This is a genomic window from Arthrobacter sp. PTI12 (genome assembly GCF_056679915.1).
Genome location: NZ_CM155256.1, coordinates 1246788 through 1258671, shown reverse-complemented (window position 1 = coordinate 1258671; position 11884 = coordinate 1246788). Strand labels below are relative to the sequence as shown.

11 protein-coding genes are annotated in these 11884 nt (G+C 65.8%); 5 read left to right on the top strand and 6 right to left on the bottom strand.

The annotated features are described in order from the left end of the window. Positions 1 to 38: 38 nt before the first annotated feature. Positions 39 to 407: a serine/threonine protein phosphatase gene (locus AC1MBU_RS06225; RefSeq protein ID WP_479789393.1), complete on the bottom strand. Its 369-nt coding sequence runs from the start codon at positions 405 to 407 to the stop codon at positions 39 to 41. Between the two features lie 116 nt (positions 408 to 523). On the opposite strand from AC1MBU_RS06225, the gene AC1MBU_RS06220 reads away from it, so the two are divergent. The 4 genes from AC1MBU_RS06220 to AC1MBU_RS06205 are packed head-to-tail and all read left to right on the top strand — an operon-like array spanning position 524 to position 5314. Beyond that, on the top strand, positions 524 to 1282 hold the full coding sequence (locus AC1MBU_RS06220) for a LamB/YcsF family protein (protein WP_277359548.1): 759 nt from the start codon (positions 524 to 526) through the stop codon (positions 1280 to 1282). 23 nt (positions 1283 to 1305) lie between these two features. Next, a complete protein-coding gene (locus tag AC1MBU_RS06215) occupies positions 1306 to 2895 on the top strand; it encodes a 5-oxoprolinase subunit B/C family protein (RefSeq protein ID WP_479789391.1) in 1590 nt (529 codons plus the stop codon). Beyond that, positions 2892 to 4631, top strand: a complete 1740-nt coding sequence (locus AC1MBU_RS06210; RefSeq protein ID WP_479789388.1) for an acetyl/propionyl/methylcrotonyl-CoA carboxylase subunit alpha — start codon at positions 2892 to 2894, stop codon at positions 4629 to 4631. The genes AC1MBU_RS06215 and AC1MBU_RS06210 overlap by 4 nt, the downstream gene beginning before the upstream one ends. A 2-nt stretch (positions 4632 to 4633) precedes the next feature. Further along, positions 4634 to 5314: a GntR family transcriptional regulator gene (locus AC1MBU_RS06205; protein WP_479789386.1), complete on the top strand. Its 681-nt coding sequence runs from the start codon at positions 4634 to 4636 to the stop codon at positions 5312 to 5314. Here AC1MBU_RS06205 and AC1MBU_RS06200 read toward each other — a convergent pair. Together AC1MBU_RS06200 and AC1MBU_RS06195 are read right to left on the bottom strand one after the other, a co-directional pair. Continuing rightward, a complete protein-coding gene (locus AC1MBU_RS06200) occupies positions 5304 to 6176 on the bottom strand; it encodes a universal stress protein (RefSeq protein ID WP_479789383.1) in 873 nt (290 codons plus the stop codon). The genes AC1MBU_RS06205 and AC1MBU_RS06200 overlap by 11 nt on opposite strands. Next, a complete protein-coding gene (locus AC1MBU_RS06195; RefSeq protein ID WP_479789381.1) occupies positions 6173 to 7228 on the bottom strand; it encodes an NAD(P)-dependent alcohol dehydrogenase in 1056 nt (351 codons plus the stop codon). Before AC1MBU_RS06195 ends, AC1MBU_RS06200 begins: the two co-directional genes overlap by 4 nt. Before the next feature lie 200 nt (positions 7229 to 7428). Here AC1MBU_RS06195 and AC1MBU_RS06190 point away from each other — a divergent pair, with 200 nt between their 5' ends. Then, the gene (locus AC1MBU_RS06190; protein ID WP_346028547.1) at positions 7429 to 7653 is read left to right on the top strand and encodes a hypothetical protein; all 225 of its coding nucleotides are present in this window, start codon (positions 7429 to 7431) and stop codon (positions 7651 to 7653) included. A gap of 97 nt (positions 7654 to 7750) precedes the next feature. Here the strand turns inward: AC1MBU_RS06190 and AC1MBU_RS06185 are convergent, their stop codons facing one another. From AC1MBU_RS06185 to AC1MBU_RS06175, 3 genes are all read right to left on the bottom strand, one after another. Then, positions 7751 to 8551 (bottom strand): putative hydro-lyase, encoded by an 801-nt coding sequence (locus AC1MBU_RS06185; protein ID WP_346028548.1) that lies wholly within the window; start codon positions 8549 to 8551, stop codon positions 7751 to 7753. Continuing rightward, the gene (locus AC1MBU_RS06180) at positions 8548 to 9768 is read right to left on the bottom strand and encodes an NRAMP family divalent metal transporter (protein WP_479789379.1); all 1221 of its coding nucleotides are present in this window, start codon (positions 9766 to 9768) and stop codon (positions 8548 to 8550) included. Before AC1MBU_RS06180 ends, AC1MBU_RS06185 begins: the two co-directional genes overlap by 4 nt. Before the next feature lie 140 nt (positions 9769 to 9908). Further along, on the bottom strand, positions 9909 to 11795 hold the full coding sequence (locus AC1MBU_RS06175; protein ID WP_277356889.1) for a LuxR C-terminal-related transcriptional regulator: 1887 nt from the start codon (positions 11793 to 11795) through the stop codon (positions 9909 to 9911). Between the last annotated feature and the right edge of the window lie 89 nt (positions 11796 to 11884).

The following is an 11884-nucleotide window of genomic DNA, read 5'->3' as shown; positions in this document are numbered from 1 at the left end:
GTGGTGGTTCCGAGCGCGGGATGGGTGAACCCCGTCGGTCAGGCGGTCTGACTCAGTCGATCGGTCGGAAGGGGAAGCTCGATGACTGCCAGGAGATCGACCGACTTGGCGATCGGTCCATCCATCGCTTGAGCAACCGAAATGGTGTCCCGCCGAACCTCCTGAATCAGCACCTTGACGCGCCGCCCATCAAGGTCCAGCCACCAATCCTCAATGAACATTCGAAGACCGAGTTCGTCTAGGAGGTTCTCCGCCTCCTCGAGCTCCGTCGCTTCGCCGGCTGGACGATGCAGGAGGTCGAAAGGAGCGAACAGGCCATCGTCGGTGAGATGGATGTAGCCAACGTGCTCACCATCGGACGACCGCCTGTGGTCGAAGATGTTCTCGGCCGGGAGCGCGTTAGTCATACGGCCACTATATGAAGCCCATTCGCCGGAGCGCGACACCAAAGTGAGCAGATATTGTTGAACAATCTGTGAATCTCGTGCATGCTGGGTGAACCACAAACGAGACGAGGATCACTATGGCTTTCATCGACCTCAACAGCGACGTCGGCGAGTCCTTCGGCAACTGGACCATGGGCGACGACGCCGCCATCTTCCGCTCCGTCTCCAGCGCCAACGTTGCGTGCGGCTTCCACGCCGGTGACCCGTCGACCATCGCCCAGACCTGCCGCGACGCAGTTGCCGCCGGCGTCACCATCGGCGCCCACGTCGGTTACCGGGACCTGGCCGGCTTCGGACGGCGCTTTCTCGACTGCTCCCCCACAGAACTGGCCGACGACGTCCTGTACCAGATCGGCGCCCTCGACGCGATTACCCGCGCAGCCGGCGGCACCATCCGCTACGTCAAGCCACACGGCGCCCTCTACAACACGATCGTCACCCACGAGGTCCAGGCCAAGGCAGTAGTCGACGCCGTCAAGGCCTTCGGCGGCGACCTCCCGATGCTGCTCCTGCCGGGCTCGGTCGCGCTCAAGACCGCTGAAGCCGCCGGACTCCGCGGAGTCTCCGAAGCCTTCGCCGACCGCGCCTACAACCCGGACGGCACCCTGGTCTCCCGTCGGGAACCCGACGCCGTCCTCCACGATGAAGACACCGTCGCCGCCAACATGGTCCGGCTCGCGACCGAAGGCACCATCATCGCCCGCGACGGCTCCGCTATCCGCACCAGCGCCGAAAGCATCTGCCTCCACGGCGACACCGACGGCGCAGTAGCGATGTCCGCCGCCGTCCGCCGCGAACTGGAGGCTGCCGGCGTCGGTATCCGGAGCTTCGTGTGAGCGCTGGCGCCCCTCACAGCAGCATGCTGACGGAAATTCACTGGGCCGGGCCGCGCGCCCTGCTCATCGAACTCGAATCGCTCGACGCCGTCCTGGCCCTTCATGCGCAACTGGTCGACCATCCACTGCGCGGCCAGGTCGATGTCCTCGCCGCAGCCCGCACGGTTCTCGCGGTCTTCGACTCGAGCGGTAGCGCCCGTGCTGCCCGCACTGCCGTCTCCGCGCTCGATGTCGCCCAGACGAAGGACGCGCTGACCTCCGCCGATCCGGTCCGGATCGAGGTGGTGTACGACGGCGATGACCTCCCCGAGGTAGGCCGCCTCACCGGCCTCGGCGCTGATGGCGTCATCGAAGCCCACACCGGACAAATCTGGACGGCTGCCTTCGGCGGATTCGCCCCGGGATTCGCTTATCTCGTCGGTGAAAACGAATCCCTCAACGTCCCGCGCCGCACCAGCCCCCGGACCGCCGTCCCCGCCGGATCAGTAGCGCTGGCCGGCAACTTCTCCGCCGTCTACCCGCGGCGCTCCCCCGGCGGCTGGCAACTGATCGGCCGCACCTCCACCCGTATGTGGGACCTCGACCGAGAACAGCCCGCACTGCTGCGCCCCGGCACTCCGGTGCAGTATGTCGCGGTACGGGAGGCGATCGAACTTGCGGACACGCAGGACACGAACGACGACGACGCCACCCTCCCTGCCGCTGCCGGCCCCGCCCTCGAGGTACTTAGCCCCGGCCCGCAGTCGCTGATCCAAGACCTCGGCCGGCCAGGACTCGGTGACCTCGGCGTGTCAGCATCCGGCGCTGCCGATACCGCGAGCGCCCGCCAGGCCAACCGACTGGTCGGCAATCAGCCGGGGGACGCCGTCGTCGAAAGTGTCCTCGGCGGACTGGCCGTCCGCGCTCACGGGGAACTGACGCTGGCACTTTCGGGCGCATCGGTGCCCGCGCAGATCGACGGCCCGCAGGGCGAGCGCAACGTCCCGATGTGCTCGCCCTTCGCCCTGCACGACGGCGAACAACTCTCCCTCGACGTCCCAGAGTCGGGATTGCGAACCTACCTCGGCGTCCGCGGCGGCATCGACGTTGCCCCGGTGCTCGGCAGCCGCTCGACTGACCTGATGTCGGGCATCGGCCCGGCGGTCCTCGTAAAGGGGGCGGTGTTGCCTGTGGGAGATGTCGGGAATGGGCGCACTGTCGGCGCCCCCGAAACTTCCCCTCTCCCGCCGGACATTCTCGAGCACCGGAAAACGGTCACCCTGCACATCACCACCGGCCCCCGGCAGGACTGGTTCACCCCTGAGTCGCAAGCGACGCTGACCGAACAGCCCTGGACGGTGACCGCTGAGTCCAATCGAATCGGCGTCCGCCTCGGGGCGACTAACGGCCGGCCCCTGGAACGCGCACGCACCGAGGAGCTCCCCAGCGAAGGTGTGGTGGCAGGCTCACTGCAGGTGCCGCCGTCGGGCCTTCCCGTTCTTTTTCTTGCCGACCATCCGGTCACCGGCGGCTATCCGGTGATCGGCGTCGTCGTGCCGGAGGATTTGCCTATTGCCGCCCAACTGTCGCCGGGCACCACCGTGCGTTTCATCGAAATGGAGCCCCAGCCATGAAGAAGGTCCTGATCGCCAACCGCGGCGAGATTGCTGTCCGGATTGCCCGTGCGTGTGCCGATGCGGAGCTCACATCCGTGGCGGTGTACGCCGATCCCGACGCCGACGCCCTGCACGTCCGCCTCAGTGACGAGGCTTATGCGCTCGGCGGTTCGGCCAGCGCGGACACCTACCTGAACATCCCCAAGCTGTTGGACGTTGCAGCCCGCGCCGGCGCCGACGCCGTTCACCCCGGCTACGGCTTCCTCTCCGAGAACGCCGACTTTGCGCAGGCAGTGCTCGACGCCGGACTGACGTGGATCGGCCCCTCACCGGAGGCTATCCGCAGTTTGGGAAACAAGGTCACCGCCCGCGAAATCGCCGTGAAGGCAGGCGCTCCGCTGGTCCCCGGCTCGGACGGCCCGGTTGCCAACGCCGACGAGGTCCGTGCTTTCGCCGAGGAGCACGGCGTGCCGGTGGCGATCAAGGCGGCCTTCGGCGGAGGCGGCCGCGGGCTCAAAATCGCCCACCGGCTCGAAGACATCGACGACGCCTTCGACTCCGCCGTCCGCGAGGCCACCGTGGCGTTCGGCCGCGGCGAGTGCTTCGTCGAGCGGTTCCTGGAGAAACCCCGCCACGTCGAGGCGCAGGTGCTGGCGGATACGCACGGGAACGTCGTGGTTGTCGGCACCCGCGATTGTTCGCTGCAGCGGCGCAACCAGAAGCTTGTGGAGGAAGCACCCGCGCCGTTCCTCACCGATGACCAGCGCAGCCGCATTCACGAATCCGCCCGCGCCATCTGCCGCGAAGCCGGCTACACCGGTGCAGGAACAGTCGAGTACCTCGTGGCGCCCGACGGCGTGATCTCCTTCCTTGAGGTCAATACCCGCCTGCAGGTGGAGCACCCGGTGACCGAGGAGACATCCGGGATCGACCTCGTGCGTGAGCAGTTCCGCATCGCCGCCGGCCTGCCCGTGTCCATCACCGAGGACCCTGTACCGCACGGCCACGCCATCGAATTCCGGCTCAACGCCGAAGACGCCGGCCGCGGGTTCCTGCCCTCCCCCGGGCCGGTCGAGGTCTTCGAGGCCCCCACCGGCGCCGGGATCCGCGTGGACACCGGGGTCCGCTCCGGCTCCAGCGTCCCCGCGGAATACGACTCCCTGATGGCCAAGCTGATCGTCCACGGCGCGGACCGCGCGCAGGCCCTGCGCCGTGCGCGGACCGCGCTGGATGAACTCCGGATTGAGGGCCTGCCGACGGTGGTCCCGTTTCACCGTGCGGTTGTCCGCGATCCGGACTTCACCCAGACCGACCGCCTCGGCGTCTACACCACGTGGATCGAGTCCGAGTTCACCGGGCGCCTCGCTGCCTCGCTCGACAGCGGGCTCACTGGCCCCGTTGCCCGCCGGGAGACGCTCACGGTGGAGCTCGACGGTAAGGCCGTTCAACTAGGCCTGCCGGCGCAGGTGTTCGCTGCGCTGATGAGCGGCGGAAGCACCGCCGTCGTTCCTCCTTCCGGTGTGGAGGAGAAGACAGCGGAGGACGGCGCCATCACCGCCCCGATGGGCGGCAACCTCGTGAAATGGCTGGCCGACGACGGTGCCCAGGTGAGCGCGGACCAGCCCGTCGTGGTGGTGGAGGCAATGAAGATGGAGACCGTGGTCTCTGCATCGTCCGCCGGCACTTTCCGGCGTGGCGGGCAGGAGCCGGGTGCCGCCGTCGTACGTGGTGAGGTGTTGGGTACGGTTGAGTAGCCATGAATACTGCAACGGATACGACAACCGCAGCTGAGCACGCCCATACGACGGCGTGGATTGCCTCAACACTGCGCGCACGGATTGCGGCGGGGCAGCTGACGCCGGGGTCGAAGTTGTCGGAGCAGTCGTTGTCGGAGTCGCTGGGGGTTTCGCGGAATACGTTGCGGCAGGCGTTCGCAACGCTCGCGGGTGAGTCGATCGTGACGCGCATCCCGAACCGGGGCGTTTTCGTGGCAGCGCCCGGTGCGGAGGAAGTGCGCGAAATCTACCGGGTCCGACGGACTATTGAACCTTCGGCCGTGCTCTGGGGCCGGCCCACTCCTGCACAGCTCGATGCGATGGACGCCATTATCCGGAAGGCCAAAGCTGCACGTGATGCCGGCTCCGTTCGCGACATGGCCAACGCGAACCAGGCGTTCCACGAGGCTGTCGTCAGCCTGACCGGCAGCGAATTGCTGCGGGAACTGATGGACAAGGTCCTGGCGGAGATGCGGCTGGTGTTCCATGCCATGTCCGCCGCGCCCGATTTTCACACGCACTACGTGGACCGCAATGCGGCGCTCGTTGAGCAGTTGCGCGCCGGCGAGAACGAGCGTGCAGCCGCTGACCTGCGGGCCTACCTCGACGCCGCCGAGTCCGAGCTGCTGGGGCACCTCGAGGGCGAGGCCCCTAACCGGTGATCACCATAACGGGGCACTGCGGATCCAGCAGAAGTTTGTGAGTGACGGACCCCAACTGGATTCCGGACCTCGCCCCACGGCCGTGCCGCCCGATGACAAGGAGGGAGGCGCCTGAGGCGCGGTACTTCAGCGCTTCGTCTGGAGCGCGCTCCAGATCGGTCACCCTGGAGATTCGCACCTCCGGATAGCTGGCGCGCATGGCATCGAGCATGTCCGCGAGTTCCTGGGAAGCAGCATCACCGGTTGGACCGTCGTCGGCGGTTTCCGTGCCTTTCGATGAAGTGACGACCGTCAGCGCGTGACCAGAACGGTCTGCTTCAACGACGGCCACGCGAAGCGCTGCATGGGACTCGGGCGAGCCATCGACGCCCACAACTACTCCCCCGCTGCCGCCGTCAAGAGCCTGCGCATCACGGGGAAGGACCACGACGGGACATGCACTTCCCAGCGCAACCTGATGGCCGACCGATCCCAGGTACTCCCCGGTCCGTCGGTCTACCCGGTCAGCCCCTACGACCACCAGTGCCGCGTTCTCCGCGATACCCAGCAATGCGTCGACGATTTCACCGCAGTGAACGGTTGAGGCGAACCGAACATCCGGGTACTCCAGCTCCGCGCGTGCTTCCTCGTCATCCATCAACTGCCGCGCCGCGTCCACCAGGCTGCGGTAGGGTGTCCCTCCCGCAGCCACCGGCAGGACGAGTGACGGGTCAGGAATCGCATGCACCAGGGTGACGGATTGACCGGTGCGCCGGGCGCGCTCGGCTGACCACCGTAGAATAGCCGGCCCCCTTTCCCCGTCCCGGAATGCGACGACGATGCGGCGCGACGGAGAGTGAGCGGATCCCACAGCACCACTCACCGTCCGGGTTCCTGCTGTTCGGGCACGATGACTGCGCGGCCGCGGATAGTGCCGGCCCGCAGCCGTTCATATGCGACGGGCGCATCGGAAAGGCTGAAAGTCTCAATCTCCACGAAGATCTTTCCTGCCCGCGCCAGTTCCACCACTTCCATCAGTTCGGACCGCGATCCCCAGTAGGGAGCCCGTGCAGCGGCATCCCACGGCGTGGAAAAGAATCCGACATCCACCGTTCCGACGCCGACGCCGACAATTGCAATTTCACCGCCGACACTCACCACTTGTGATGCAAAGGCCGTTGTCGCCGGTGCTCCCACAAAGTCGAAGACCGCCGTTGCGCCCCGGCCGCCGGTCAGAGCCCGGATCTGCCTCTCCGCCTCCTCACCCGGCACAAACGCGTGGTCAGCGCCGACTTCGAGGGCGAGATCCAGCTTCGGCTCTGACTGGTCAAGGGCAATGATGGTGCTCGCCGTCAGCGTGCGCAGAATTTGGATGGCTACATGGCCCAGTCCGCCGACACCGATGACCACTGCGGTCGACCCGGGGACCAGGGTCGGCAGGGACTGCTTGATGGCGTGGTACGGGGTCAATCCTGCGTCGGTCAGGGACACACTGGCAACAGGGTCCAGGTCTCCGAGCGGCACAAGATGACGAGGATCGTCAATAAGCAGATACTCCGCCATCGCCCCCGGCGCACCCAGACCGGGAGGCCTGATTTCGAGCTCTGCCGCTACCTCACAGTAATTCTCCTTGCCCTGCGCGCAGGTGTAGCAGCGTCCGCACCCCCACGGCCCGTAGACCAGCATCGGCTCGCCGACGGTAAGGCCTTTCACTCCGTCGCCCCAGGATTCAACGACACCGGCTCCCTCGTGACCCAGCGTAAGAGGCAGCCCATAGATGTACTGATCCTCGGGCAGGTCCATGATGAACTGGTCCGAATGGCACACGCCCGCGGCTGTGACGCGCAGAAGCACCTGCCCAGGCCCGGGCACCGGCGTCTCGACCTCGACAACCTCCGGAGGGGTGCCGACAGCACGGTACTGGAGCGCCCTCACGAGTACTCCTCCACAAGCCGGGGTGGGTCGGGGTCTCCCATGACATACCTCCTGGGTCAGCGCGTCGATTGCAGCGGTTGACCCCAGTGTGCCCTCTTCGGGCGCCCCGCGGTAGAGCCCTGTGCCCGTTCCATAAAATAGGGTGACCAGATGGATCGCTGCACAGCGACGAATGAACCAAGACCGGGCGGTGACCTGTGATGAAGACAATAAAGGCCAGAAAGTGGAGCGACCTGACGCCCGCGCAGCAACGAGCGGTTCTGACCGCTGCGTCGGTGCAGTTGTCGCTCGCGGCTACCGCGTGGGTTGACCTAGCCAGGCGGCCCGAGAGCCAGGTCAACGGACGTAAGAGCCTGTGGGCGGTAGGGATTGGCCTCAATGTCCTGGGACCAATCCTGTACTTCAGCCGGGGAATCCGCCGCTGAAGCGCGCCACCACCCCCTGGAACTTTTGCGCAGGTCCAGTGGCTTCGATGGGGTCGGAAGCCACTAGACCTGCGCAAAAGTTCCCTGAACTCGGGGCTTACGGCACCAGGTAGTCGCTGTCCCTCGCGTCGGTGATCAGCATATGGCCGGGTGCGTGGCCGATCGCGAGCGGCGGCCGCGACTGCATCACCGCCGCCTGCGGAGTGACGCCGCACGCCCAGAACACCGGCAGGTGTCCGTCGGGGATCTGGACAGCCTCACCGAAGTCGGGGGCGCCAAGGTCAGCAATGCCAAGCTCCTCCGGATTGCCCACGTGCACCGGTGCGCCATGGACGGCCGGGTAGCGGGACGTGATCCGGACGGCGTCGGCCACTTGTGCCGCCGGGACAGGGCGCATCGATACCACCAACGGACCGGACATGGCGCCGGCGGGAGCGCACTCACGGTTTGTCCGATACATCGGCACGTTGACGCCCTGGTCGATGTGCGCAATCCGGACGCCGCCGTCCTGCAGCGCAGCTTCGAAAGTGAAGGAACAGCCGATCAGGAACGTAACGAGGTCCTCGCGCCAGTAACGCCCGATGTCGGTTGGCTCGTCGACCTTTTCGCCGTTCCGGTACACCGTGTACTTCGGGACGTCGGTTCGGATGTCTCCGCCTGCCAGCAGCGGTCCCGCGGTCTGCCCCGGCTCGAGCACGCCCAGAATGGGGCAGGACTTCGGGTTGCGCTGGGCAAAGAGGAGCAGGTCGAAGGCCTGCTCACGCGGGATGGCCAGCACGTTGGCCTGCGCGTAACCGCGGGACCAGCCCGACGTCGGTACCACCAGTCCGTTGCGGAAGGCCTCCCGCGCTTCGGCCGGCGTGGCGGCGGCGCGGTCTTCCGGGCTCCAGCTGATCATGCGGACCACAGCTGCGCGAGCCCCATGATCGAGGTCCAGCCGAGGAAGAGCGTGAGCAGCCAGGTCACCACACCGACGATCAGCAGCCACTTCGGATAGTTGTAGCCGTTCATGAGGTCGCGACGGCGCCAGGCTACCCACAGGAGCACACCGAACCCGACCGGCAGGATCAGACCGTTGAACGCTCCGGCGAAGATCAGCAGCTGCTGCGGTGCCTGTCCGAGGAAGAGATAGACCGTGGCGCAGACCACGATGAAGGCGACGGTGATGAGGTTTCGCTTGCGCTCAGGGGTCTTCGAGGAGGTGATGAAGGAGACCGAGGTGAACGATGCACCGATCACGGAGGTGATGGCAGCGGCCCAGAGGACGATGCCGAACACCCGCATTCCGATCTCGCCGGCGGCTGCGCCGAAGGCTTCGGCTGCCATGTTGTTGCTGCTCAGGACGGTGCCGCCGGCAACCACACCAAGGATCGCAAGGAACAGCAGTACCCGCATGACGCCGGTGACAATAATGCCGATCACCGAGCTTCGCGTGATCTGCTGAACGTGTTCAATTCCGGTGGCCCCGGAGTCGAGCATGCGGTGGGCGCCGGCGTAGGTGATGTAGCCGCCAACGGTGCCGCCGACCAGCGTGGTGATGATGAGGAAGTCGATCTCCTCGGGCAGGAACGTATTTTTCAGCGCGTCACCCAGCGGTGGAGCCGCAACGATGGCCACGTAGATCATCAGCAGGATCATGATGGCGCCGAGAAGAACCACAATGCGGTCCAACGCCATACCGGCCCGCTTGCTGACGAAGATCAAAATGGCGATGACGGCGGAAATGGCGCCGCCGATCTTCGGGTCAACGCCGAGCATCGCGTTGGCGCCAAGGCCCGTTCCCGCGATGTTGCCGATGTTGAAGACCACACCGCCGAGGAAGACCAGGCCCGCAAGGAACCAGCCGACGCCGGGAACCACCCGATTGCCGAGCTCCTGCGCCCGCAGCCCGGAAACTCCGATGACCCGCCAGACGTTCATTTGCACTGCAATGTCGATGAGGATGGACGCCAGGATGGCGAAGGCGAACGCCGCGCCGAGCTGTGCGGTGAAGACCGTTGTCTGGGTGATGAAGCCGGGGCCGATGGCGCTGGTCGCCATCAGGAACATCGCGCCCAGCAGTGCTGAGCGCCGAGCTGAGGAGCTCAGATTGAGTGTGGTGCTGCCTTCTGCCATGGGATCCGTCCGTAACGTCGGGGTGACTAGCGTCACAATTATCGTCCCGAGGAACGATACAGGTTGTTGAACAATATTGGCAAGAGATTGTTCAACAACTTCTCATCATTGCTTCCGGTCCAGCCCGGCCGGCCCGCAACTCACCCGTCGAACTGGAGCAAAGAGTCGGCGGTCCGCCCGCTCATCCCCACGAGCATGGTCCGGTTGCGGGCACCGGTCTTGCGGAGAATAGAGCCGACGTGCTTCTCCACTGTCTTCACCGAGATCTGAAGTTCACGCGCGATCTGCTTGTCCGCCATTCCACGGATCACCATCGCGCAGACCTCCCGTTCGCGGGTGGTCAGATTGTCCGTCTCCTTCTCCCCGGACGAGTCCAGCAGACGATCAAACACGTCCCCTTCCAGCAACGCCTGCCCCTGCCCAGCCGCCACAATGGTCCGGGCAATCGATTCGCCGCCGGCACGGCGGTTGATGAATCCGCGCACGCCCACCTGCTTCGCCGAGCGCACCTGATCGACGGTCGGGTTATCGGTCAGCACCACGACGACGGCGTCAGGACCCAGTTCCCTCATCCTGCCGACCAGCGCGGTGTTCGCGTGCACCATGTCCAGGTCCATCAGCACGACATCGGGATGGAGCAGTTCATACGCTTCCAGCAGCTGGTCCGCCGAGTGGACCTCGGCTCCGACCTGGATGGCAGGCTCAGCGATGCCGAGCAGCCTCACCAGCCCGGCGCTCACTACGGGGGCGTCGTGGGCAATGAGGATCCGCCACCGCGGCTCCTGCACTGCCCGACGGCCAGGAGCGGCATGCGGCAGGACCGCCTTGACCGTTGTTCCCCATCCCGGAACGCTGTCGATCTGCAGGGTTCCGCCGAGATGGATGGCCCGCGATGTCATGCCGTGCAGGCCAAGGCAACTGGTGGGCAGCGCCGAGTGGTCACCGTGCGCAGCGGCCGGGTCAAATCCCCGCCCGTTGTCTTCAATCACCACGGCCAGGGAACCGCCGTCGTATATCAGCCCGACGCGCACACTCGCAGCACGCGAGTGGAGGACGACATTATTCAGGGCTTCCTGCACGATCTTGAACGCCTGATGCTCAACCTCTGGGGCAAGCGGCAGCTGGTCCCCGATGATGGTCAACCGGGTGGCTGCACCGGACATCGCTTCCGCCCACACCAGTTCCCCGCGGATGGCCTCCTCCAACGATTTACCAGCCAACGACGCCGGTCCCAGCCCCAGTGCCGTCCGGCGCGTTTCAGCCAGCGCATCGTGGGCGACGGTTTTCGCCGTGCTGATATGGGCGGAGGCTTTCCGGATGTCAGTGCCCGAGCCTTCGCTCACCCCGGCCAGGGCCTTGTCCGCATCATCAAGGCTGAGCAACAGTGCTGCGAGTGATCGGCCGAGGGTTTCATGCACGTCCCGCACCGCGCGTTCACGTTCTGCTGCTACAGCGGCCTCGCGTTCCCGGGTGGCCGCCTGGGCATGGAGATCGTAGTTCCCTAGGGCAATGGCGGCGTGACCCGCGAACAGTTCCGCCAGCCGGGCCTCATCCCGTGTGAAGGTGCGGCTGCTGTCGGGACTGAAAAGGATGAACGCGCCGACGATCTGCTCATCCCACTGCAGCGGGACACCGATCACCGCACAGTTCCACCGTGGATCATTGGCAGCGATGTGGCCGCGCTCAATTTCAGAATACGCTCCCAGCACCACAGTTGAGCGGCTGCCGACCACCCTGCCGGTAAGCCCCTCCGAAAGCGAGAAGGTCTGCCCTTCCTGACAGCCGACGCCGATGTCCACCTTCTTGGTGTACGTACCTTTGGCCTCGTCGACGAGCGCGATGGAGCCGGACTCGCAGTGGAGAAGGGAGGTGGCATGGACGAGGATCCGCTGGAGGAGCGTCTGGATCTCGAACCGTCCGGCGAGGTCCCTGGCGATCCCGATCATGGGATCAAGTTCCTCGGGAAAACCGGTCATTCGGTGCGATCCGCCGTACAGCGTAACGGGGTTCTGCGCGACTAGGTCCATGACGTCCTCTCTGACGCTCGGTTCTCACGTAACGGGTGGCACCCTGCGGGTATTCCCTCATGGCAACGTTCGGGTTAATCCTCATTTTG